Source organism: uncultured Zoogloea sp., from assembly GCF_937894855.1.
In the GTDB taxonomy this organism is placed as follows: Bacteria; Pseudomonadota; Gammaproteobacteria; order Burkholderiales; family Rhodocyclaceae; genus Zoogloea; species Zoogloea oryzae.
This window is the reverse complement of record NZ_CALAYQ010000192.1, coordinates 1-22,161: the sequence shown is the minus strand read 5'-3', so window position 1 is coordinate 22,161 and position 22,161 is coordinate 1. Positions and strand designations below refer to the sequence as shown.

Genomic DNA, 22,161 nt, shown 5'->3' with positions numbered 1-22,161 from the left:
TGTCCAACATTCGCGCTGGCAAAACGGGAGGAGTCCATATACGGACTTCAGTCCGACAAGCCGCCTGACCAAGCCGCAATGTCGGACTGAAGTCCGACCTACAGGGAGGCGATGGGCGGCGGAGGCACGCTTGCGGGTTGGCGCTTTTTTGCTCCCGGTCGGGAGCAAAAAGGTCCCGACTCGGACAAAATTGCTCCCAACCGGGAGCCGAAAGCCCCAAGCGCCCTCAGTCGTCGCTCGCCCCCGGCGACACCGCCGAGCCGGCCAGGATGCCGCCGTCGATGGTCAGCTCGGAGCCGTTCACATAAGGCGCCTCGTCCGAGGCCAGCAGCACGCACACTGCCGCCACCTCTTCCGGGCGGCCGAAGCGGCGGGCCGGGTTGGCGCGCACGAAGGCCTGCATGCGCGCCTCGCGCCCGGGGCCGGAACCGAGCATCGGCTCCCACATGGGGGTGAGGATCGCCGCCGGATGCACCGAGTTGCAGCGGATCGGCAGCCCCTGCTCGGCGCAGTACAGGGCCACCGTCTTGCTGTGGTTGCGGATGCCGGCCTTCGACGAGGCATACGCCGCCGCCCCGGGCACCCCCACCACGCCCGAGCGGGACGACATGTTGATGATGGCCCCGGGGTTGCCCTTCGCGCGCATGGTCTGGATCGCGAAGCGGCAGCCCAGGAAGGTGCCATCCAGGTTGGTGTGATGCACCCGGCGCCAGTCGTCCAGGCTGGCGTGCTCCGGGCTCTGGGGGCCGGAGCCGGTCTCGAAGCCGGTGATGCCGGCGTTGTTCACCAGCACGTCGAGCTGCCCGACCTCGGCGACGATGCGCGCCATCGCCGCCTCCCAGTCGGCTTCCTCGCGCACGTCGAGGCGCAGATAGACGGCGTTGCCGCCGATCGAATCGGCCACCGCCTGGCCTCGGGCGTCGTCGATGTCGCTCACGTAGCAGCGGGCGCCTTCAAAGGCAAAGGCGCGGGCGATGGCCTCACCGATACCCCGGGCGGCCCCGGTCACCAGGGCCACTTTGTTGTCCAGACGGTTCATGCGTGCTCTCCAGGCAGAAGGTGAAAGGACGGACGATGCAAAATCCGCCCGCCATTATCCGCCCGTCGCGAAACTCCCGCCCGCCGCCGCGCTCGAACCCCTGTAGCACACCCCATCGTCGTTCGAGGAGCCCGCGCCATGAACGCCCCGCCCGACCGCCGCGCCGCCGACCACCGTGCCGCCATCTCCGCCCACTGCCGCAGCGACGAAGCGGCCCGGGTTGCCGCCCTCGCCGCCGAACTCGCCGCCGTGCCCCTCGACAGGGCCGCCGTCGCCGAGCACGCCCGGGCGCTGGTGGTGGCGGTGCGCCAGCAGCGCGAAGGGGCCAGCGGGGTGGACAACCTGATGCACGAGTTCTCGCTCTCGACCCAGGAAGGCATCACCCTGATGTGCCTGGCCGAGGCCCTGCTGCGCATCCCCGACACGGCCACCCGCGACCGCCTGATCCGCGACAAGATCGTTAAGGGCGACTGGCGCGCCCGCCTGGGCCACAGCCACTCCCTGTTCGTCAATGCCGCCACCTGGGGGCTGATGCTCACCGGCAAGCTGGTGGCCACCCACAGCGAGCACACCCTCGGCGGCAGCCTCGCCAGGCTCATCGCCCGGGGCGGCGAGCCGCTGATCCGGCGGGGGGTGGAATTTGCGATGGGCCTGCTGGGCCAGCAGTTCGTGATGGGCGAGACCATCGCCACCGCCCTCAAGCGCAGCGAAGAGAAGATCCGTCAGGGCTACACCCACTCCTTCGACATGCTCGGCGAGGCCGCCGCCACCCGCGCCGATGCCGAGGCTTACACCAACGCCTACGAGCGCGCCATCCACGCCATCGGCAAGGCCAGCGCCGGGCGCGGGGTGATCGCCGGGCCGGGCATTTCCATCAAGCTCTCGGCGCTCCACCCCCGCTACTGTCGCGCCCAGCGCCAGCGGGTGATGGACGAGCTCTACCCGCGCCTCGTGGCGCTAATGCAGCTCGCCTGCGGCTACAACATCGGGGTGAATATCGACGCCGAGGAGGCCGACCGGCTCGAACTCTCCCTCGATCTCGTCGAACGCCTGCTCGCCGAGCCGGATCTGGCCGGCTGGACGGGCCTCGGGGTGGTCGTCCAGGCCTACCAGAAGCGCTGCCCCTTCGTGATCGAGCATCTGGCCGAACTGGCGCGCGAGCACGGCCGGCGCATCATGATCCGGCTGGTCAAGGGCGCCTACTGGGATGCCGAGATCAAGCGCGCCCAGGTGGACGGCCTCGCCGGCTACCCGGTATTCACCCGCAAGGTGCACACCGATCTTTCTTACTTGGCCTGTGCCGCCCGCCTGCTGGCGGTGGCCGACCGCGTCTATCCCCAGTTCGCCACCCACAACGCCCACACCCTCGCCAGCGTCGCGCAGATGGCCGCCGACCGGGGCGTGACCGAATACGAGTTCCAGTGCCTGCACGGCATGGGCGAGCCCCTCTACGATAACGTGGTCACCCCGGGCCAGCCCGGCGGGCGCTGCCGCATCTATGCGCCGGTAGGCAACCACGCCAGCCTGCTGCCCTATCTGGTGCGGCGCCTGCTGGAAAACGGCGCCAACACCTCCTTCGTCAATCGCATCGTGGACGAAGCCGTGCCGGTGGATGCCCTGCTGACCGACCCCCTCGACGCGGTACACCGGGACGGCGGCCATCCCCACCCGGCCATTCCGCTGCCGCAGGATCTCTTCGGGCCCACCCGGCGCAACTCCGCCGGGCTCGATCTCGCCAGCGACGCCGAGATCAACCGGCTCGACGCCGAACTCGCCCTCCTCGCCAGCCGCCCGTGGAGCGCCGAGCCGATCCTGGCCAGCCATCCCCCCTCCGGTACCCCCTACCTGCCGGTCACCAACCCCGCCAACCGGCATGACCAGGTGGGCACGGTGCTCGAAGCCACCCTCACCGACGTGGCCCGCGCGGTGGAAGCCGCCGACACCTTTGCCGACGACTGGCACGCCGTGCCGCCACCCCGCCGGGCCAGCGCGCTTCGCGCCGCCGCCGACGCCTTCGAGGCCCACCAGACGGAGTTCATCAGCCTGTGCATCCGCGAAGCTGGCAAGACCCGCGCCAACGCCATCGCCGAGGTGCGCGAGGCGGTGGATTTCTGCCGCTACTACGCCGCCCAGATCGAACACCTGCCCCCCAGCGCCACCGCGCCCGGGCCGGTGGTGTGCATCAGCCCGTGGAACTTCCCGCTGGCGATTTTCGCCGGCGAGGTGGTGGCCGCGCTGGCCGCCGGCAGCCCGGTGCTCGCCAAGCCCGCCGAGCAGACGCCCCTCACCGCCGCGCTGGCGGTGCATCTGCTCCACGCCGCCGGCGTCCCCCGGGCGGCCCTGCAACTGCTGCCCGGCCAGGGCGAACGGGTGGGCGCCGCGCTGGTGGCCGACCCGCGCATCCGCGGCGTGGTGTTCACCGGCTCCACCGAAGTCGCCCGGCTGATCCACCGCCAGCTTGCCCAGCGCCCCCCTGAGGCGCCGCCCACCCGCCTGATCGCCGAAACTGGCGGCCAGAACGCGATGATCGTGGACGCCTCGGCCCTGCCCGAACAGGTGGTGCAGGACGCCCTCGCCTCCGCCTTCGACAGCGCCGGCCAGCGCTGCTCGGCCCTGCGCGTGCTGTGCCTGCAGGAAGAGATCGCCGACCGGGTGATCGAGCTCCTCGCCGGGGCGATGATGGAACTCACCATCGGCAACCCGGCCCGGCTCTCCACCGACGTGGGCCCGGTGATCGACGACACCGCCCGCGCGGCGCTCCTCGCCCACATCGACCGGCTGCGCACCATCGGCCACCGGGTGATCCAGTGTCCGCTGCCCGACGCCTGCGCCACCGGCAGCTTCGTGCCGCCCACGCTCATCGAGATCGACAGCATCGCCGAGCTGGAACGGGAGGTCTTCGGCCCCGTGCTGCACGTGCTGCGCTACCACGCCGGCCGGCTCGACGAACTCATCGACACCATCAACGCCACCGGCTACGGCCTCACCTTCGGCATGCACAGCCGCATCGACGAGCGCATCGGCCTGGCCACCCGCCGCATCCGCGCCGGCAACCTCTACATCAACCGCAACCTGATCGGCGCCGTGGTGGGCGTGCAGCCCTTTGGCGGCGAAGGCAGATCCGGCACCGGGCCAAAGGCCGGCGGGCCGTTCTACCTGCCGCGGCTGATGGGCGACCTGTCGGTGCCGCCGGCCGCCCTCGGGCTGACGCCGGACGACAGCGGCGTCGACGACTGCCGCCTCGCCCGCTTCGACACGCTGCGCGCCTGGGCCCATCACGAGGGCCTGCGCGACCTGGCCGAAGCCTGCGCCGATTTCGCCACCACCTCGCCGCTGGCCTGCCGGGCAACGCTCCCCGGCCCCACCGGCGAACGCAACACCCTGGGGTTTGCGCCCCGCGGCACGATCCTGTGCGTGGCCGACGACCGGGACACCCTGCTCGTCCAGCTTGCCGCCGCGCTGGCCACCGGCAACACGCCGGCAGTGGTGCACGGCGCCGTGGCCGCCGCCGCCCTCGACGCCCTCCCGGACGGGCTGGCCGCAGCCGTCGTGCAGATCGACGAGGACGCGATCCTCACCGTGGATGGCGTGCTCCACGCCAGCAGCCCCGAGCGCCGCACCGACCTGCACCGGCGGCTTGCCGACCACCCGGCACGCATCCTGCCGCTGGTCGAAGCGGGGCCCGACGGGCGCTACCCGCTGTACCGGCTGGTGGTGGAAAGGGCCGTGTCGATCAACACCGCCGCGGCCGGCGGCAACACGAGCCTGATGACCCTCGCCGTCTGAACACCCCTGTCGCCGCCCTGCCTGACGCCAACAGTCAAAAAAAAACGGCACGGACGCTTTCGCATCCGTGCCGCTTCCGCAACCAGGCGGCCCGATGTTCCGGGCCACCTACTCCCAAACGGGATTACTTGCCGTTGTGCAGCTTGAACACCCACACGGAACCGCCCTGCTCCAGGAAGTTCACGCGACGGGCCACATCGCCACCCCACAGGGGAACCGCACCGCCCCAGCCGGACACCACGGCAACGTACTGCTCGCCGTTCTCCATCCAGGTAACCGGGGGAGCCACCACGCCGGAGCCGGTCTGGAAGGACCAGACTTCCTTGCCGGTCTTGGCGTCCAGCGCCTTCAGGTAGCCTTCGGGGGTACCGTAGAAGGTCAGGTTGCCGGCGGTGGTCAGCACGCCGCCCCACAGGGGAGCGAAGTTCTTGTTTTCCCAGACGATCTTGCCCGAGACCGGATCAACCGCGCGCAGCGCGCCGATGTAGTCGTCGTGCAGGGCCTTGATGGTGAAGCCCGCACCCAGGTAGGCGGCGCCGCGCTTGTACGAGACCGGCTCGTTCCAGATGTCCATCGCCCACTCGTTGGCCGGCACGTAGAACAGGCCGGTCTGCGGGTTGTAGGCGATCTGCTGCTGGTTCTTGCCGCCCAGGAAGGACGGAGCAGCCGTAACGCTCTTGCCCTTCTTGCCATCGGCGCTGCCGGACGGATCGCCCGGGCGGTTCTCGTCCACGTAGATCGGACGGCCGGTGTTCATGTCGAAGCCCTTGGCCCAGGTGATGTCCTTGACGAAGGGGAAGATGTTCAGCGGCTTGCCGTTGGTACGGTCGAGCACGAAGAAGAAGCCGTTACGGTCAGCCTTGCCACCCGCCTTGATGATCTTGCCGGTCTTCGGGTCCTTGTAGTCGAAGGAGACGAATTCGTTCACACCGTCGAAGTCCCAGCCGTCGTGCGGGGTGGTCTGGTAGTGCCAGACGATCTTGCCGGTATCCGGGTCGATGGCCACGGTGGCGGAGGAGAACAGGTTGTCGCCGGGGCGCAGGTGGCTGTTCCACGGAGCCGGGTTGCCGGTGCCGGCGAAGACCAGGTTGGTGTCGGGATCGTAGGTGGCGCCGTTCCAGGTGGCCGCGCCGCCGGTCTTCCACAGGTCGCCGGTCCAGGTGGCGTTGAGGGTGCCGGAGATGCCGTTCTCGACCTTCTCGCCATTCACCCACTTGTAGCCCATGTGGCCTTCAACGGTCGGACGCATCCAGACCATCTTGCCGGTCTTGGCATCGCGGGCTTCCATGCGGCCCTGCACGCCGAACTCGCCACCGGACACGCCGGTAATGACCAGGCCCTTGACGATCAGCGGAGCCGCCGTGGCAGAGTAGCCGGCAGCGTAGTCGTCGATCTTGTCCTTCCAGACAACCTTGCCGGTGTCCTTGTTCAGGGCCACGAGCTGGGCGTCGAGGGTGGCGAAGATCACCAGGTTGTCGTAAAGCGCGGCGCCGCGGTTGATCACGTCACAGCACGGCATGATGCCTTCGGGCAGACGGTGCTCGTACTTCCACAGCTTCTTGCCGGTCTTGGCGTCGAGGGCAAAGATGCGGCTGTAGGAGGCCGTCACGAACATCTTGCCGTCGTGCACCAGCGGCTGGGATTCCTGGCCGCGTTGCTTCTCGCCGCCAAAGGAGAACGACCAGACCGGAACCAGGTTCTTGACGGTCTTGGTGTTGATCTTGTCCAGCGTGCTGAAACGCTGACCCTGCTGGCCAAGGCCGAAATGAACGACGTCGCCGGTGGTCTTCGCATCGTTGAGGATGTCGGCGTCGGTGACTTCCTTCGCCTGGGCGGCGCCAGCAACCATCAGCGCTGCAGCGATGATCGACATCGCAAACGGCTTTTTCATATTTTTGCTCCTTTGGATCATTGAATGTCTCCTTCGAGAAGGTGCTGAAGCACACGACGGACGGGCCACCTCCCGGCCACGCCCGAGTACGCAGCACGGTCAATCCGCAAAAGCCGTGCCATCAACGCGGCCGCATCACGGAAATCTGCATTTCGGGAAAATTTCCCGATATAAAAAGGGCTGTTGGCAACAACGAAACTTTTAATGATCTGCACCAGCCCCGGCCTGATGGGCAATTCGCCCGATACAGCTGCTTCATTCCTCACCAAGTGCTCCAAACTGCAACAGCCCGACGCGGAACACGTTACGCCGGCACACGGCCACCGGTCAGCGGAAGCCCCCGCCCGGCATCCCCCACCGCCGTTTGAGGCCCTCCGGCCCGCGCCACAACCTCAGGCACGAAGCTTGCAGCCGTTCATCTCATCATAGAGCGCGCCGCCCACGAGCAGGCCGCCACGAGGAGACCAAGCTTGAAACTACTGCACGCCCTTGCGGCCGGGGCATTCGCCGCCGTCTGCACCCTGGCCCATCCCGCCAGCCCGGCCCCCCAGGCCGACCCCCTGGAATCGCCCCGCTGGGGCGACATGCGCAGGGAATTCTTCCCGGCCAAGGCCCGCGTCCGCTTCGACAGCCGGGTCAAGGTCACCGCGCCGCTCACCGCCGAGAACGCCCTCAACGTGCCCGTGAGCGTCGACGCCGGCGAGCTGACCGACGTGCGCGAGATCGTCGTCTTCGCCGACTTCAACCCCATTGTAAAAATAGTACGTTTCGAGCCCACCGGCGCCCATCCCGCGCTCGGCTTCCGGATCAAGCTCCAGCAATCGTCCCCCGTCCGCGCCGCGGTGCGCACCGGCGACGGCAGCTGGCACGTGGGCGGCACCTGGGTGAACACCGCCGGTGGCGGCTGTACCCTCCCCTCCGCCGGCAGCGCCTCGCCCGAATGGCAGAAGCGCCTCGGCGAGGTGAGCAGCCGGGTGTGGACCAAGAAGGAAGGCGGCGAGCGCATCCGCCTGCGGGTGATCCACCCGGAAGACACCGGCCTCGCCGCCGGCGTCCCGGCCTTCTTCATCCAGGACCTGCGCCTCACCGACGAGGCCGGCCAGCCGTTGATGCACATCGAGGGTTTCGAACCCCTGTCCGAAAATCCGGTCTTCACCGTAGACATCCCCGCCGCCCGCGCCGCCACCGGCTACCGGGTGAGCGGCCGCGACAACAACGGCAACACCATCTCGGCAGCGATCGAAAAATGAAGCGCGTCGCCCGAACCCTCACCGCCATCTTCGCCCTCGGCTGGGCCCTGCTGCTCGCCGCGGCCGACATGGACTACGGCCTCGCCCCCGAGCAGATCGCCCCCGACACCTGGGTGCTCACCGGCCGCAGCGAAGACTTCAGCACCCAGAACGGCGGCAACATCGTCAACACCGCCTTCGTCGTCACCTCGGCCGGCGTGCTGGTGATCGACAGCGGCCCCAGCCGGGCCTATGGCGAGCAGCTCCGCCGGGCCATCGCCCGGGTCACCGACAAGCCGGTGGTGATGGTGGTGGACACCCACCACCACCCCGATCACTTCCTCGGCAACCAGGCTTTCCCGAAGGAAACCCTGGCCGCGCTGCCCGGTACGATCCACGGCATTCACACCGAAGGCGGCAACCTCAACGAGAACATGTACCGCCTCACCGGCGACTGGATGGCCGGCACCGAGCCCGTCGCCCCGGCCCGCCAGCTCGCCGCCGGCCCGCTGCAGTTGGGCGACCACCGCTTCGAGCTGCTCGCCCTGGATGGCCACACCGAGGCCGATCTCGCCATCCTCGACCGCCAGACCGGCGTGCTGTTTGCCGGCGATCTGGTCTTCAACAACCGCGCACCCACCACGCCCCACGCCCGCCTCGACGCCTGGAACGCCGCCCTCGCCAAACTCGAAGCCCTGCCCTTCACCCGTCTCGTGCCCGGCCACGGCCCGGTGAGTACCGACAGCGCCCCGATCCGCCAGACCCGCGCCTGGCTCGCGTGGCTCGATGAGACCCTGCGCCAGTCCGCCGAAGAAGGCCTCGACATGACCGAGGTGCTGGCACTGCCGCTGCCCGCCGGATTCCGCCGGCTGGCCGTCTCCGAGGCCGAATACCGCCGCTCGGTCGGCCAGCTCTACCCGGCGTACGAGCAGCGCGCCCTCGCCCGGGACGAAAAGGCTGCCCGATGAACGCCGTACCCACCTTCGCCATGCCCTGGCCCGAGGTGCCCGCGCCGCGGATCAGCCGCCCCCTCAAGCTGGCCATCGCCGCCTCCATCGGCGTGCATGTGCTGGCGCTCGCCTGGCAGCACGATCTCCTGCCCAAGCCGGACGCCACCCCGCCCACCCTGAACGTGGTGCTCCGTGCCCCGGCCCCGGTCGTCCAGCCGGCCCCGGCGCCCGAACCCGTCGCCCGCGTCGAGGCCGTCGAGCCCCCCGCCCCGCGGATCACCCGCCCGGCCAAGGCGGATCCCATCCCCGCCCCCCGCCCGGCACCGGTGATCACCCGCGCCGCCGCGCCCGACGTGCCGGCGATCCGCACCGAAACTCCGCGGCCCGCGCCGGTCGCCGTGCCGGCGCCAGCCCCCGTGGTCGCCGAAGCCGCCCCGCCCAGCCCCGCCGCATCGACCGTCGCTCACGCCGAGCCGGCTGCCCCCATCCACGCCGCCCCATCCGCCGACGAGCCCCTCGACCCGGCCCTCCTCGAACGCTACGGCCGCAACCTGTCCAGCCTGTTCGCCCGCCAGCAGAACTACCCGCGCATCGCCGCCATGCGCGGCTGGGAGGGCGAGGTGCAGGTGCGCATCACCATCGCCCGCAAGGGCACCATCGTGTCCACCCAGGTGGTCCGCTCCAGCGGCTTCGACGTGCTCGACCAGAACGCCGTCCAGCTGGTCACCGCTGCCGGCCCGCTTCCCCGCCCGCCCGAGAACCTGCAGAACCGCGAGTTCCAGGTGATCGTCCCGGTGCACTACAAGCTGGAGAAATCATCGTGAGCAACGCCACCACCACGGCCGTGCCCGACGACACCGGCTGGCAGTCGCGCAGCGGCCCCCGCCCCATGTCCCTGCGCCTGCGCCTGAGCTTCGTGCTCACCGCCCTGGCGGCGGCCCTGGTGCTGGCTGGCGCGGCCATGTGGGTGCGCGACGCGCGCATCGCCATCGCCGAGGAAGTCACCGCCGCCAACCGGGTGGCCGCCCAGTGGCTGGGCGCCGCAGCACGGGGCGCCGCCGAAGGCGACCCGGCATGGAGCGAGGAGCGCCTCATCGCCCACCTCACCGCCGTCGGCCGCATCCGCGCCCACCACCTCGAAGCCCGCGACCCGGTGGGCCGCGTGGTGTACCGCTCGCCGCCCTCCGCCTACAAGGCCGGCCACGACGCCCCCGCGTGGTTTGCCGATTGGCTCGGCCCCGACATGCCGGCCCTGCAGCTTCCCGCCGGCCGGCTCACCCTGTCGCTCCAGCCCGACGCCTCCCGGGCGCTGGTGGATCTGTGGGACGACCTCTCCGCTGCCGCCGGCCGTGCCCTGCTGGCGCTGGCCGGGCTCTTCGCCGGCTGCTGGCTGGCCCTCGACCGGGCCCTGCGCCCCCTCGGCAGCGTGATGGCCGCCCTCGACCACGCCGGCCAGGGCCGCTTCGACACCCGCCTGCCCGAAACCGGCCCCGCCGAGCTCGCCCGCCTCGCCCAGGCCTTCAACGGCATGGCCGGCCAGCTCGACCACGCGGTCTCCGAGAACGTCCGCCTCACCCAGCAGCAAGCCGTGGCCCGCACCGTCACCGAACGACTCGAAGCCGACCGCCGCGCCATCGCCCGCGAGCTCCACGACGAGCTGGGCCAGAGCATCACCGCCGTCGCCGCCCTGGCCGGCGCCATCGTCCAGCGCTGCACCGACAACCCCGCCGTGAGCAAGAGCGCCGAGGTGATCCGCGACGTGGCCTCGCGGATGCACGACGACGTGCGCGCCCTGCTCACCCGCCTGCGCCCGCCCACCGCCGGCAGCAACGAGGAAACCCTGGCCGACGCCGTGGGCAGCTACCTCGCCGCATGGCAGAGCCGCCACCCGGACATCGAGCTGTCGTCCGAACTCTTCGCCGGCCCCTATCCGCTGCCCGACGACATTACCCTCACCGCCCTCCGGGTGGTGCAGGAGTCGTGCACCAACATCGTCCGCCACGCCCAGGCCCGCCGCGTCCGGGTGCGCCTGCTGCGTGAGGAAACCGGTCTGGTGGTCGAGGTGTCCGACGACGGCCGCGGCATCGAGCCCGCCACGGGTCAGGCCGGCTTCGGCCTCACCGGCATGCGTGAGCGGGTCGCCGCGGTGGACGGCCAGCTCGACATCGCCAGCCCCCACGGCGGCGGCACCCGCATCCGCGCCCGCCTGCCCCTGCCCCCGGTGGCCGCTGCCACCGACGCCACGACCCGACTCGCCCCGGAGCCCGCCCTGTCATGAAACTCGATCACCTGACCCTCGTGCTCGCCGACGACCACGCCATCGTGCGGATGGGCTTCCGACTGCTCCTCGAAGGCGTCGGCGCCCGGGTGCTTGCCGAGGCCGACAGCGGCGAAGCCGCCCAGCGCCTGTTCGCCGAGCACACCCCGGACGTGCTGGTGATGGACCTGTCGATGCCCGGCTGCGGCGGCCTGTCGGCGCTGGAACGCATCCTCGCCCGCGAGCCTGCTGCCCGGGTGCTGATCGCCTCGGCCCACGCCGACGCCCTCACCGCCGAACGCGCCCTCAAGGCCGGCGCCGCCGGCTACCTGTGCAAGCGCAGCGCACCCGACGAGCTCCTCCGCGCGGTGGGCCTGGTGGCCGCCGGCCAGACCTACATCGACCCGGAGATCGCCGCCGTGCTGCGCCGCGCCGACCGCCCGGAGCACCCGGCCGAAGCCCTCACCGACAAGGAATTCCACGTCTTCCTGCAGCTTGCCCAGGGCCACTCGGTGGCCGAGGTGGCCGACACCTTCCACCTCAGCCCCAACACCGTCGGCACCCACCTGTACCGCATCAAGCAGAAGCTCGGCGTCCAGAACATGGCCGAACTGGCGATGGCCGCCGTTCGCGCCGGGCTGATCGAAGTCTGACCACGCAGCACCCCCAACCCTGGAGACAACATGAAAAACAAGGCATCCCTCTTCGTCGCCATCCTCGCCCTCAGCGCCGCCCTGCCGGCTGCCGCGGGCAACACGCTCAAGGTTCAGGAGCACATGGACATCGCCGTTCCGCCCGCCAAGGTGTGGGACACCGTGCGTGACTTCAGCAGCCTCGCCTGGCACCCGGCCGTCGCCACCACCACCCTCGACAAGGGCGACAAGGACAAGCGTGGCGCCGTGCGCACCGTCACCACCAAGGACGGCGCCAAGCTGGTCGAAGAGCTGCTCAATCACCGCGACTCCGAGCGGATGCTCAAGTACCGCATCATCGACTCGCCGCTGCCGGTGAGCGGCTACGTGTCCACTCTCAAGGTCAAGTCGGCCAAGGGCGGCAGCCGCGTCGAATGGTCGTCCACCTTCAAGGCCAAGGGCGCTGACACCGCCACCGCCAAGAACGCCGTGCGCGGCATCTACACCAGCGGCCTCGACGCCCTCAAGCAGCAGCTCGAAGCCAAGTAAGCAGCGCCCGCGCCGATGGTCTCCGCCCGAAGTCTGCTGCACCGGGCCGCCATCGGCGCCCTCCAGTGTCTCGTCCTCCTCTCCCTTGCCTGCCTGGGCCTGCCCACACAGGCGGGCGACCTTACCCAGGCCGACATGGCCCGGCGCATCCAGCCGCCGCTCCATGTGGGCGACAAGCTCCGGGACATCCCCGCCTGGCCGATCACCAGCGAGCTGGAGCCCGAAGCCGGCCCGGTCGCCTACGCCTTTGAATCCATCGACCTCGCGCCCATTCCGGGCTTCGAGGGCACGCCCCTCAACCTGCTGGTCACCATCGACCGACGTGGCAACTTCCTGGGCGTCGAGCTGCTGCGCCAGCACGAGCCGGTCTTCCTCTCGGGCCTGGGCGAAGAACCGCTGAAGGACTTCCTGCGCCAGTACGAAGGCAAGAGCCTCAAGCAGGAGATCACCGTCTCCAGCCTCTACGGCAACACCCGCGCCGGCGCGGGCGGCAACCGGGTGGTGCTGGACGGGGTGAGCAAGGCCACCGCCTCGGTGCGCATCGTCAATCAGAGCGTGCTCACCTCGGCCCTGGCCGTCGCCCGCGCCCGGCTGGGCTTTGCCGCCCCCGCCAACAAGGCGCCGCCCGCCGAGGTGCGGCCGGACGTCTTCGAGCCACGCAGCTTCGCCCGGCTGGTGGAAAGCGGCGCCATCGGGCGGCTGCACCTGACCAACGCCGACGTGGAGCAGCGCTTCGCCGGCAGCGAAGGGGCTGGCGTCGACGCGGACGCCCTGGCCCGGCCCGACGCCACCTTCGTCGACCTCTACGTGGCCTACCTCAACGCGCCCACCATCGGCCGGGCGATCCTCGGCGACGCCGGCCACGCCGACCTGATGCGCCGTCTCGAGCCCGGCCAGCACGCCTGGTGGGTGGCCACCGGCGGCCGCGACGCCTTTGTCGACGACGCCTTCACCCGCGGCACCGTGCCGCCGCGCCTCGCCTTCAGCCAGGACGGCGGTCCGGTGGAGCTGCGCGACCTGGACATCGCCCCCGCCCCGCCCGCCGGCGCCCCGCCCCTCAACGCCGCGCTGGTGCTGCGGGTGCCGCCCATGTCGGGCGTCGACCCGGCCAGCCCGGTGCGCTTCGAGCTGACCCTGACCCGCGCCAAGGGCTCGATGCTGCCGGTCATCACCCAGCGCAGCGCCGTCCTGGATTACCAGCCGCCAGCCGGGCTGTTCCATCGTCCGCCCGCCCCGCTGCCCGACTGGCTGATCGCCTGGAAGGATCGCGCCACCGAACTCGCGGTGATCGGCGCGGCGCTGCTCGTCCTGTCGGTGGTGCTCGCCCGGCCGCGCTGGATGTCGGTGTCGGCATCGCGCCTGCGGGTGTTCCGGCTGGGCTTTCTGGCCTTCACCCTCGGCTATCTGGGCTGGTACGCCCAGGGGCAGCTGTCGATCGTGCAGATCACCGGCGCGGTCAAGTCGCTGGCCGCCGGCGCGGGGCTCAAGAGCTTCCTGTACGACCCGGTGAGCCTGCTCCTCATCGCCTTCACGCTGGTGAGCTTCGTGGTGTGGGGGCGCGGCACCTTCTGCGGCTGGCTGTGCCCCTTTGGCGCGCTGCAGGAGTTCGCCGCCCACCTCGCCCGCCTGCTGCGCCTGCCCGAGCGCCGGCTTCCGCCGCGGCTGGGCGATGCGCTCGAGAAGAGCCGCTACGCCGTGCTCGCCGCCCTGGTGGCCGCCGCGGCCTTCGCCCCGCAGCTGGCCGAGAAAGGCGTCGAGATCGAGCCCTTCAAGACCGCCATCACCGTCGGCTTCGACCGGAGCTGGCCCTTCGTGGCCTGGGCGGTGCTGCTGCTGGTGCTGGGCGGCGTGTATTACAAGTTCTTCTGCCGCTACCTGTGCCCGCTGGGCGCGGCGATGACCCTCGGCGGCAAGCTGCGCATCCTCGACTGGTTGCCCCGCCGCACCGAATGCGGCCAGCCCTGCCAGACCTGCCGCCACCGCTGCACCTACGACGCCATCGAGAAATCCGGCGCCATCCGCTACGACCGCTGCTTCCAGTGCCTCGACTGCGTGGGCATCTACCACGACGAAAACCGCTGCGCGCCGATCATGCTGTACCGCAAACGCGCCGCCGCGACGCGACGCTGAAGCCATCGCCCTGAGCCGCCCGCGGATGCGTCGTGCTAGGCGCTCGCGTCGAAAGCCCGTACATTAGCCACCGCTGATTTACATCGAACCGCCCTGCGTCCAATGCCCTTCGCCCTGCTCCTCGTCACGTTGGGAGCGCTCGCCGTCTTCCTGTTCCCGATGCTGGTCCGCCGCGGGCTCGCCGCACCCCGGCTGCGGGAATCGGGACAGCCGACGGATCTGCCATGGCAGACCGTCCGGATTCCAACCGTGCGGGGCAGGACACTCCACGCCTGGTACATGCCCCCTCGCGGCGCCACGCCCGCGTCAGCGGTCGCCGTGCTGCACGGCTGGGGCGGCAACGCGGAGACCATGCTGCCGCTCGCCGCCCCACTGCATCTGGCGGGGCATGGCGTGCTGCTCTTCGACGCGCGCTGTCACGGCAGCAGCGACGACGACGATTTCGCCTCCCTGCCGCGCTTTGCCGAAGACCTGGAGCACGCCCTCGACTGGCTGGCCCGACAACCGGACGTGGACGCCCGACGCCTGGCCGCCATCGGTCACTCGGTCGGCGCGGCGGCGGCCCTGCTCGTCGCGGCACGCCGACCCGCGCTCTCGGCCATCGTGAGCCTCGCGGCATTTGCCCACCCGGCGCGGATGATGGAGCGCTGGCTCGACAGCAAGGGCATTCCCCGCTGGCCCTTCGGGCAACTGATCCTGTGGTACGTACAACGCACGATCGGCCATCGCTTCAACGACATCGCCCCCTGCCACACCATCCGGCAGATACGCTGTCCGGTGCTGATCGCCCACGGCAGCGACGACGCAACGGTGCCGGTGGCCGAAGCCCGCGAGATTCACGCCAACCGGGCCCACGACGGCGTCGAGCTGCGCATCCTGACGGGCGGTCACGACGACTGCCAGGATCTCGACCGGGTGCTGGCCGATGTCGTCCGCTTCCTCGACAGCAGCCTTGGCCCCGAAAGCACCAAAGAAAACGCCCCGCAGACAGGCGGGGCGTTTCTTGCAGAACCGTCCGGCGGAGCGCTCAGGCGCCCTGCCGCAAACTGATGCTCAGCGGGCCGGCACCATGATGTCGGCTTCGCCTTCGACCACGGGCTTGCCGCGGACGGTGCAGATGGTGTCGAACTTGACCTTGCGCTTCTCGGGCACGAGTTCCTTGATGGTGCAGCGGGTCACGACGGTGTCGCCGATCTTCACCGGGGCCTTGAACTTCAGGGTCTGGGCCAGGTAGATCGCGCCGGGGCCGGGCAGCTTGGTGCCGAGCACGGTGGAGATGAAGCCGGCCGACAGCATGCCGTGGGCGATGCGGCCACCGAACATGGTGGAGGCAGCCAGTTCTTCGTTGATGTGCACCGGGTTGTAGTCACCGGAGACGCCGGCAAACATCAGGATGTCGGCTTCGGTCACGGTGCGGGCATAGACGGCGCTCTGGCCGACGGACAGTTCCTCGAACTTGTAGCCGTAGAACTCTTCGAAATTGTTGTTCTGTTCGCTCATTGCTGTTCCCTTATGCATGTTGGTGGTCTGAGACGCATGGCGCTCCCGGGCCGGAACGCTGCCGGCATGAGGCGCCCCGGCAGCATACCGCAAAAAGCGTGACGTTTTTGACGCCGCGCGCGTTCAGCCCGCCGCCAGCAGGCCCTGCTTTTCGATGAAGGCGATGATCTCGTCGAGCCCCTGGCCGGTCTTGAGGTTGCTGAAGATGAAGGGCCGCTCGCCGCGCATCTTCTTCGCGTCCCGGTCCATCACCTCCAGCGAGGCGCCGACCATCGGCGCGAGGTCGATCTTGTTGATGACGAGCAGGTCGCTCTTGGTGATGCCCGGCCCGCCCTTGCGCGGGATCTTGTCGCCGGCGGAGACGTCGATCACGTAGAGGGTGAGGTCCGACAGCTCCGGCGAGAAGGTGGCCGCCAGGTTGTCGCCGCCGGATTCGACGAAGATCAGCTCGACATCGGGGAACAGGCGGATCAGGCGATCGACGGCCTCCAGGTTGATCGACGCGTCCTCGCGGATCGCGGTGTGGGGGCAGCCGCCGGTTTCGACGCCGATGATGCGCTCGGGGGCCAGGGCCTCGTTGCGCACCAGAAACTGGGCATCCTCGGCGGTGTAGATGTCGTTGGTGACCACGGCGAGGTCGTATTTTTCGCGCAGGGCGCGGCACAGGGCGAGGGTCAGGGCAGTCTTGCCGGAACCGACGGGGCCGCCGATGCCGACGCGCAGGGGTTGGCCTTTCATGGAGCTTCCTTGGTCTGATCTTGGGTGGATCTGGATGGGATTGAGGGTTCGGGCAGGGAGCTCACCAGCCGGCGCCACTGGCTGGCCAGTCCGGCATCGTCGAGCAGTTCGGCAAGGCTGGCCGGCGTGGGCCAGTCCGGGTCGGGGTAGATCTCGCACTTGTGCTTCATGCTGCGATGCGGCGCCACCAGTTCGCCGGCGGCGGCGGCCTCGTGGGCGGCGCGGATGCCTTCCGCGATGAGCGCATCGATGAAGGCCGGATCGCGGTTGAGCTTGGAGGCGTAGTCGAGCGGAAAGCGCGCCAGCGGGCCGTCCTCGCGGGTCGCAAGGCGGATGAAGCACACCGTCACTGGCTTGTAGGCGGCAAGCCCTTCCGGCAGCCGGCGCACGCTGCCGAGCTGTTCGGCGATGCGGTTCACCCGGTCGATGGCCCGGAGCTCCTGCCCCAGCGAAAGGTTGCCGGCCAGCTCGTTGCGCCGGTCGGCCTGCTCGTCCGGGGTCAGCGGGCCGGCAGTGCCGCCATCGTAGGTGTTGGGGTTGATCTGCACCACCCACAGCAGGTCGGGCTTGCAGTCGCGGCTGCGGCCGTCGAAGAAATCGTTGATCGGCGGGTTCTGGGAATACAGGCCGTCCCAGAAGACGCGCGGCCCAAGATCGCTGCCCTGATCTTCCTCGAGGGTCAGCGGGGTGGCGATGAAGAGTTCGGGAATGCAGGCGCTGGCCAGCAGCTCGTCGAGGCGCAGGCCCAGCTCGGGCTGGTCGGGAAAGGTGCGGAAAGCCGTCTGGGGCTCACCGCCCGGATTGACGACATCCACCGCGCCCACGAAGAGATCGATGCCCTTGCGGCCAAAGAAGCGATCGGCCTGATCGGGCAAGTCCACCACGGCGCGCATGTCGTCCTTCATCCGGCTCTGCACCAGCGACGACGCAAAGGGCGACGGAGGCGTACTCACTGACGGCAGCCAGCGCTGCAGGCCCATCGCCCACTGGGTGGCGGCGTTGGTGAAGTACTCGCCCCACCAGATCGGCAGTTTGTCCTGAATGCTGAGGCTGGCCTTGTTGCGGTTCCAGTAGCGCAGCACCCGGCGAGCGCCTTCGGCCCAGCTGTCGTCGCCTGGATCGCTCCACGCCATCGCCGCAGTGATCGCCCCGCCAGAGGTACCCGAGAGGCCCAGCAGGTCGAACCACCGGCCTTCCTCACCGATGCGCCGGAAGTGCTCGAAGGAGAGGAACAGGTAGGCCAGCGCGCCGGCGGTGAAGGCCGTGTGGGCGCCGCCGCCCTGGCAGGCGATGGCGAGGCGCGGCACGTCGGCGGACGCCTTTCGGGAGGTTCTGGGCGATTTCTTGGTCGATGGGGGCATCTCAGGAGCGGAAGAGTCGCGAATACTGGGTTTCGTGGCGGCTGCTGGCGATGGCGAGGCCGGGCTGGAAATTGGACCAGTCTTCTGGCGCCAGCACCAGCGCGGCAGCCACGCGGTCCGGCACCCGGGCGGCCAGATCGGACAGCAGGCGCTGGCCGGCGGCCTGCCCGAGGGGCACGGCCTTGACCGCGGCCATCACCATGTTCTCGATCCACGCCCAGGCGTAGCCGCTGATCGCCGGCCCGGGCTCGACCTGCCAGGCCACCGCCGCCGCCGCCCAGGCCACCGGAAAGGCCGGGTCTTCCAACGCCCGCAGCCGCGCCGCCCAGCCGGGCAGGCCCGCGAAGGCCGGCAGATCCACCAGCAGGCGGACCAGCGAGTAGCCCATCTGGACAGTCTCGGCGCGCAGCTCGGCGGTCTCGCGGCTGGCGAGGCACAGGGCGTTGAGCTCGGCCACCCGGGCGTCGTCGCCAGCCGCCCAGGCTTCCATCAAGCGCGCCAGCAGCGGCAGCTCGAAGCCGCCCACCGCGCCGGCGAGGGCGTCGTCGATCCACTCGCCCACCTGGGCTTCGGTCTTGACGAGGCCCGAGTCGATGGCGAACTCCAGCCCCTGGGAATAGGTGTAGGCGCCCACCGGCAAGGTGGGGCTGGTGAGCTGCAGCAGGCGGACCAGGGCGAGGCTCATGCCGGCGCCCGTCACTTGTACTGGTGGATCTTCGCTTCGGTCGCCCCGCGCTCGGCATGGTGATGGCCGTGGGCGTAGGCGCCGGCTTCGGGCTCGAAGGGGGCGGTGAGGCTGGCAACCTCGGCGCCGAGGCCGGTGAGCATGGTTTCCAGCACGTGGTCGGCCTGAATGCGCAGCCAGCTGGCGCCCACCTGCACCGCCACATGGCGGTTGCCCAGGTGATAGGCGGCGCGGGCCAGCGCGAAGGCGTCGGCGCAGCGGGCCTCGATCAGGTCTTCGGGCGCCGCGACCACCTCGACGATCCGCCCGTCGGCCGCCAGCAGGCGGTCGCCACCGCGCAGGATGGTGCCCCGGGGCAGGAACAGGCCCACCTCATCGCCATCCGCCAGCTGGGTGCGCAGGCGGCTCTTGGTACGGGCGTCGAAGTTGAGGGTGAGGCGCGCGGTCGGGGCGGCGTCGCCGGTGTAGAGGGTTTCGATCAGCAGCATCGGTCAGACAATCTCATCTAGCTCAGACTTATCGGTCGGACCTGTAGGTCGGGCTGTAGGTCGGACTTCAGTCCGACAAACCATCCCCGGTGTCGGACTGAAGTCCGACCTACAGGGCATCACTTGCTCAAAAAAGGAAATACCGCTGCGCCATCGGCAGCACGCTGGCGGGTTCGCAGGTGAGGAGCTGGCCGTCGGCGCGGACCTCGTAGGTTTCGGGATCGACGCTGATCTCGCCCTGCCAGTCGTTGTGGATCATCGAGGCCTTGGTGACGCTGCGGATGCCGCGCACGGCTTCGAGTGGCTTGACGAGGCCGAGGCCATCCAGCGCGCCGCTGGCGAGGGACGCCTGGGACACGAAGGTCAGCGAGGTCTTCAGCCCGCCGGCGAAGGCGCCGAACATGGGCTTGTAATGCACCGGCTGGGGCGTGGGGATGGAGGCGTTGGCGTCGCCCATCGCGGCGGCGGCGATCATCCCGCCCTTGAGGATCAGGCTCGGCTTGACGCCGAAGAAGGCTGGCTTCCAGATCACCAGATCGGCCAGCTTGCCCACCTCGACCGAGCCGACCACATGGCTGATGCCGTGGGCGATGGCCGGGTTGATGGTGTATTTGGCGATGTAGCGTTTGGCGCGGAAGTTGTCGCTGCGGGCGCTGTCGCTGCCCAGCGCGCCGCGCTGCACCTTCATCTTGTGGGCCGTCTGCCAGGTGCGGATGACCACCTCGCCCACCCGGCCCATGGCCTGGGAATCGGACGAGAACATCGACAGCGCGCCGATGTCGTGGAGGATGTCTTCGGCGGCGATGGTCTCGCGGCGGATGCGGGATTCGGCGAAGGCCACATCCTCGGCGATGGCCGGGTCGAGGTGGTGGCACACCATCAGCATGTCCAGGTGCTCGTCGATGGTGTTGATGGTGTAGGGCCGGGTCGGGTTGGTGGAGCTGGGCAGCACGTTGGGCAGGCCCGCCAGCTTGACGATGTCCGGCGCGTGGCCGCCACCCGCGCCTTCGGTATGGAAGGTGTGGATGGTGCGGCCCTTGAAGGCGGCGGCGGTCGTCTCGACAAAGCCGGATTCGTTGAGGGTGTCGGAGTGGATCGCCACCTGCACGTCCATCTCCTCGGCCACACTCAGGCAGGCGTCGATGGCGGCGGGCGTGGTGCCCCAGTCTTCGTGGAGCTTGAGCCCGATCACGCCGGCCTCGACCTGCTCGGCGAGCGGCCCCGGCAGGCTGGCGTTGCCCTTGCCCAGGAAGCCCAGGTTCATCGGAAAGGCATCCGCCGCCTGCAGCATGCGGGCGATGTGCCACGGCCCCGGCGTGCAGGTGGTGGCGTAGGTGCCGGTGGCCGGGCCGGTGCCGCCGCCGATCATGGTGGTGACGCCGCTCATCAGCGCCTCTTCGATCTGCTGGGGGCAGATGAAGTGGATGTGGGTGTCGATGCCGCCGGCGGTGACGATCATCCCCTCGCCGGCGATCACCTCGGTGGCGGCGCCGATGGCGATGGTGACGCCGGGCTGGATGTCCGGGTTGCCGGCCTTGCCGATGGCGCTGATACGCCCGTGCTTGAGGCCGATGTCGGCCTTGACGATGCCCCAGTGGTCGAGGATGAGCGCGTTGGTGATGACGGTATCCGCCACCTCGGCGGCCAGGCGCTGGCCCTGGCCCATGCCGTCGCGGATCACCTTGCCGCCGCCAAACTTGACCTCTTCACCGTAGATGGTGAAGTCCTTCTCCACCTCGATCCACAGCTCGGTGTCGGCGAGGCGCACCCGGTCGCCCACGGTGGGGCCGAACATTTCCGCGTAGGCGCGGCGCGAAATCTTTGCCATATCAGGACTCCAGAAAACCGTGGGGAATGCCGGCTGCAGCCGGAAGCGCGTTGCGTCGGCCACCCGCGGGTTCCAGCCCGCAGGACTGTAGGTCGGACTTCAGTCCGACGCGACCGCCCAGGAAAATCCGGGGGTGATCGAGCAAGCGGTGTCGGACTGAAGTCCGACCTACAGGCCGACCTGCAGGCCGACCTGCGGAAAACCCGTGCTGCCCGGAAGCGACTGCACCAAAAGCCGTGCAAGCCCGCATGTTCAAAGCGCTCCCATCACCTGGCCGTTGAAGCCGAACACCTTGCGATCGCCGGCCAGGGCGACCAGCTCGACGGTGCGGGTCTGGCCGGGCTCGAAGCGCACGGCGGTGCCGGCGGCGATGTTGAGGCGATGGCCCCGGGCCGCGGCACGGTCGAAACTGAGCGCGGTATTGGTCTCCGCAAAGTGGTAGTGGGAGCCCACCTGGATCGGGCGGTCGCCGGTGTTGGCGACCACGAGGGTCAGGGTGGCGCGGCCGACGTTGAGCTCAAGCTCGCCGTCCAGCGGATCGATTTCACCGGGGATCATGGTCGCTCCTTACACAATCGGCTGATGGACGGTGACCAGCTTGGTGCCGTCCGGGAAGGTGGCTTCCACCTGGATCTCGGGGATCATCTCGGGCACGCCGTCCATCACGTCGGCACGGGTGAGCAGCGTGGTGCCGTAGTTCATCAGCTCGGCCACGGTGCGGCCGTCGCGGGCGCCCTCGAGGATGGCGGCGCTGATGTAGGCCACCGCCTCCGGGTAGTTGAGCTTGAGCCCCCGGGCCTTGCGCCGCTCGGCCAGCAGGCCGGCGGTAAAGATCAGGAGCTTGTCTTTCTCGCGGGGGGTCAGTTCCATGATGGTTCCGTATGGGAAGTAGGTAATGGGTAGTGGGTAGTGGGCCGTAGGTGCTATGGAGTTGGTAAGTGAACCGGGCTTGGTCGGTTGGGTGATGGGCAGGATTTTGGGAGGTTGGTGAGGCAAAAGAGCGTGGTGAAGCACCGCACCCCCATTTCCTGTTACCCACTCCCTGTAGTGGTCAAGTATTTTCGGACACCCCGATAGGGTGTTTTGCTGCCATGTCCC

The 22,161-nt window shown here is 69.5% G+C and carries 20 protein-coding genes; 9 read left to right on the top strand and 11 right to left on the bottom strand.

Annotation, left to right across the window (positions count from 1 at the left end):
• Nucleotides 1–226: 226 nt before the first annotated feature.
• Nucleotides 227–1,039: an SDR family oxidoreductase gene (locus Q0672_RS20810; protein WP_298625431.1), complete on the bottom strand. Its 813-nt coding sequence runs from the start codon at nucleotides 1,037–1,039 to the stop codon at nucleotides 227–229.
• Nucleotides 1,040–1,177: 138 nt separating this feature from the next.
• On the opposite strand from Q0672_RS20810, the gene putA reads away from it, so the two are divergent.
• Nucleotides 1,178–4,825 carry a bifunctional proline dehydrogenase/L-glutamate gamma-semialdehyde dehydrogenase PutA gene (putA, locus tag Q0672_RS20805; protein ID WP_298625428.1) on the top strand — a complete coding sequence of 1,216 codons (3,648 nt, stop codon included), beginning with the start codon at nucleotides 1,178–1,180 and terminating at the stop codon, nucleotides 4,823–4,825.
• A 124-nt stretch (nucleotides 4,826–4,949) separates the two neighbouring features.
• On the opposite strand, the gene Q0672_RS20800 is transcribed toward putA, so the two are convergent.
• Nucleotides 4,950–6,716, bottom strand: coding sequence for a PQQ-dependent methanol/ethanol family dehydrogenase (locus Q0672_RS20800; RefSeq protein ID WP_298625426.1), 1,767 nt, complete (start codon nucleotides 6,714–6,716; stop codon nucleotides 4,950–4,952).
• A gap of 17 nt (nucleotides 6,717–6,733) precedes the next feature.
• Nucleotides 6,734–6,982 carry a hypothetical protein gene (locus tag Q0672_RS20795; protein WP_153160241.1) on the bottom strand — a complete coding sequence of 83 codons (249 nt, stop codon included), beginning with the start codon at nucleotides 6,980–6,982 and terminating at the stop codon, nucleotides 6,734–6,736.
• Nucleotides 6,983–7,186: 204 nt separating this feature from the next.
• Between Q0672_RS20795 and Q0672_RS20790 the strand changes: the two genes are divergently transcribed.
• The 8 genes from Q0672_RS20790 (at nucleotide 7,187) to Q0672_RS20755 (ending at nucleotide 15,513) form a co-directional block, all read left to right on the top strand.
• The gene (locus Q0672_RS20790) at nucleotides 7,187–7,966 is read left to right on the top strand and encodes a quinoprotein dehydrogenase-associated SoxYZ-like carrier (RefSeq protein WP_298625421.1); all 780 of its coding nucleotides are present in this window, start codon (nucleotides 7,187–7,189) and stop codon (nucleotides 7,964–7,966) included.
• Nucleotides 7,963–8,913: a quinoprotein relay system zinc metallohydrolase 1 gene (locus Q0672_RS20785; RefSeq protein ID WP_298625418.1), complete on the top strand. Its 951-nt coding sequence runs from the start codon at nucleotides 7,963–7,965 to the stop codon at nucleotides 8,911–8,913. The genes Q0672_RS20790 and Q0672_RS20785 overlap by 4 nt, the downstream gene beginning before the upstream one ends.
• Entirely contained in the window at nucleotides 8,910–9,719 is an 810-nt protein-coding gene (locus Q0672_RS20780) for an energy transducer TonB (protein ID WP_298625415.1), read from the top strand. The genes Q0672_RS20785 and Q0672_RS20780 overlap by 4 nt, the downstream gene beginning before the upstream one ends.
• Complete coding sequence (locus tag Q0672_RS20775; protein ID WP_298625412.1) at nucleotides 9,716–11,173, top strand: ATP-binding protein; 1,458 nt, start codon at nucleotides 9,716–9,718, stop codon at nucleotides 11,171–11,173. The genes Q0672_RS20780 and Q0672_RS20775 overlap by 4 nt, the downstream gene beginning before the upstream one ends.
• Entirely contained in the window at nucleotides 11,170–11,805 is a 636-nt protein-coding gene (locus Q0672_RS20770) for a response regulator transcription factor (protein WP_298625410.1), read from the top strand. Before Q0672_RS20775 ends, Q0672_RS20770 begins: the two co-directional genes overlap by 4 nt.
• Before the next feature lie 30 nt (nucleotides 11,806–11,835).
• Nucleotides 11,836–12,333, top strand: coding sequence for an SRPBCC family protein (locus Q0672_RS20765; protein WP_298625408.1), 498 nt, complete (start codon nucleotides 11,836–11,838; stop codon nucleotides 12,331–12,333).
• A gap of 15 nt (nucleotides 12,334–12,348) precedes the next feature.
• Nucleotides 12,349–14,463 (top strand): 4Fe-4S binding protein, encoded by a 2,115-nt coding sequence (locus Q0672_RS20760; RefSeq protein ID WP_298625405.1) that lies wholly within the window; start codon nucleotides 12,349–12,351, stop codon nucleotides 14,461–14,463.
• 102 nt (nucleotides 14,464–14,565) lie between these two features.
• The gene (locus Q0672_RS20755) at nucleotides 14,566–15,513 is read left to right on the top strand and encodes an alpha/beta fold hydrolase (RefSeq protein WP_298625402.1); all 948 of its coding nucleotides are present in this window, start codon (nucleotides 14,566–14,568) and stop codon (nucleotides 15,511–15,513) included.
• Between the two features lie 3 nt (nucleotides 15,514–15,516).
• Here the strand turns inward: Q0672_RS20755 and Q0672_RS20750 are convergent, their stop codons facing one another.
• The 8 genes from Q0672_RS20750 to ureA all read right to left on the bottom strand — a co-directional run bounded on the left by Q0672_RS20750 (nucleotide 15,517) and on the right by ureA (nucleotide 21,933).
• Nucleotides 15,517–15,963 carry a MaoC family dehydratase gene (locus Q0672_RS20750; RefSeq protein ID WP_153160247.1) on the bottom strand — a complete coding sequence of 149 codons (447 nt, stop codon included), beginning with the start codon at nucleotides 15,961–15,963 and terminating at the stop codon, nucleotides 15,517–15,519.
• 123 nt (nucleotides 15,964–16,086) lie between these two features.
• Nucleotides 16,087–16,701, bottom strand: coding sequence for an urease accessory protein UreG (ureG, locus tag Q0672_RS20745; RefSeq protein ID WP_298625398.1), 615 nt, complete (start codon nucleotides 16,699–16,701; stop codon nucleotides 16,087–16,089).
• The gene (locus Q0672_RS20740) at nucleotides 16,698–18,062 is read right to left on the bottom strand and encodes a patatin-like phospholipase family protein (RefSeq protein ID WP_298625395.1); all 1,365 of its coding nucleotides are present in this window, start codon (nucleotides 18,060–18,062) and stop codon (nucleotides 16,698–16,700) included. Before Q0672_RS20740 ends, ureG begins: the two co-directional genes overlap by 4 nt.
• 1 nt (nucleotide 18,063) lies before the next feature.
• Nucleotides 18,064–18,747, bottom strand: coding sequence for an urease accessory protein UreF (locus Q0672_RS20735; protein WP_153160250.1), 684 nt, complete (start codon nucleotides 18,745–18,747; stop codon nucleotides 18,064–18,066).
• Between the two features lie 11 nt (nucleotides 18,748–18,758).
• The gene (ureE, locus tag Q0672_RS20730; RefSeq protein WP_298625392.1) at nucleotides 18,759–19,235 is read right to left on the bottom strand and encodes an urease accessory protein UreE; all 477 of its coding nucleotides are present in this window, start codon (nucleotides 19,233–19,235) and stop codon (nucleotides 18,759–18,761) included.
• Nucleotides 19,236–19,362: 127 nt separating this feature from the next.
• Entirely contained in the window at nucleotides 19,363–21,063 is a 1,701-nt protein-coding gene (gene ureC / locus Q0672_RS20725) for an urease subunit alpha (protein WP_298625389.1), read from the bottom strand.
• A gap of 252 nt (nucleotides 21,064–21,315) precedes the next feature.
• Complete coding sequence (locus Q0672_RS20720; protein ID WP_298625386.1) at nucleotides 21,316–21,621, bottom strand: urease subunit beta; 306 nt, start codon at nucleotides 21,619–21,621, stop codon at nucleotides 21,316–21,318.
• A 9-nt stretch (nucleotides 21,622–21,630) separates the two neighbouring features.
• Complete coding sequence (ureA, locus tag Q0672_RS20715) at nucleotides 21,631–21,933, bottom strand: urease subunit gamma (protein ID WP_298625383.1); 303 nt, start codon at nucleotides 21,931–21,933, stop codon at nucleotides 21,631–21,633.
• Nucleotides 21,934–22,161 lie beyond the last annotated feature (228 nt).

Bases quoted from the DNA above. Each gene is read 5' to 3' on its own strand.
- ureC (WP_298625389.1), bottom strand. From the start codon at position 21,063: ATGGCAAAGATTTCGCGCCGCGCCTACGCGGAAATGTTCGGCCCCACC.
- Q0672_RS20735 (WP_153160250.1), bottom strand. From the start codon at position 18,747: ATGAGCCTCGCCCTGGTCCGCCTGCTGCAGCTCACCAGCCCCACCTTG.
- Q0672_RS20740 (WP_298625395.1), bottom strand. From the start codon at position 18,062: ATGCCCCCATCGACCAAGAAATCGCCCAGAACCTCCCGAAAGGCGTCC.
- ureG (WP_298625398.1), bottom strand. From the start codon at position 16,701: ATGAAAGGCCAACCCCTGCGCGTCGGCATCGGCGGCCCCGTCGGTTCC.
- Q0672_RS20800 (WP_298625426.1), bottom strand. From the start codon at position 6,716: ATGAAAAAGCCGTTTGCGATGTCGATCATCGCTGCAGCGCTGATGGTT.
- Q0672_RS20760 (WP_298625405.1), top strand. From the start codon at position 12,349: ATGGTCTCCGCCCGAAGTCTGCTGCACCGGGCCGCCATCGGCGCCCTC.
- Q0672_RS20785 (WP_298625418.1), top strand. From the start codon at position 7,963: ATGAAGCGCGTCGCCCGAACCCTCACCGCCATCTTCGCCCTCGGCTGG.
- Q0672_RS20755 (WP_298625402.1), top strand. From the start codon at position 14,566: ATGCCCTTCGCCCTGCTCCTCGTCACGTTGGGAGCGCTCGCCGTCTTC.
- Q0672_RS20780 (WP_298625415.1), top strand. From the start codon at position 8,910: ATGAACGCCGTACCCACCTTCGCCATGCCCTGGCCCGAGGTGCCCGCG.
- putA (WP_298625428.1), top strand. From the start codon at position 1,178: ATGAACGCCCCGCCCGACCGCCGCGCCGCCGACCACCGTGCCGCCATC.
- Q0672_RS20720 (WP_298625386.1), bottom strand. From the start codon at position 21,621: ATGATCCCCGGTGAAATCGATCCGCTGGACGGCGAGCTTGAGCTCAAC.
- Q0672_RS20810 (WP_298625431.1), bottom strand. From the start codon at position 1,039: ATGAACCGTCTGGACAACAAAGTGGCCCTGGTGACCGGGGCCGCCCGG.
- ureA (WP_298625383.1), bottom strand. From the start codon at position 21,933: ATGGAACTGACCCCCCGCGAGAAAGACAAGCTCCTGATCTTTACCGCC.
- Q0672_RS20770 (WP_298625410.1), top strand. From the start codon at position 11,170: ATGAAACTCGATCACCTGACCCTCGTGCTCGCCGACGACCACGCCATC.
- ureE (WP_298625392.1), bottom strand. From the start codon at position 19,235: ATGCTGCTGATCGAAACCCTCTACACCGGCGACGCCGCCCCGACCGCG.
- Q0672_RS20750 (WP_153160247.1), bottom strand. From the start codon at position 15,963: ATGAGCGAACAGAACAACAATTTCGAAGAGTTCTACGGCTACAAGTTC.
- Q0672_RS20765 (WP_298625408.1), top strand. From the start codon at position 11,836: ATGAAAAACAAGGCATCCCTCTTCGTCGCCATCCTCGCCCTCAGCGCC.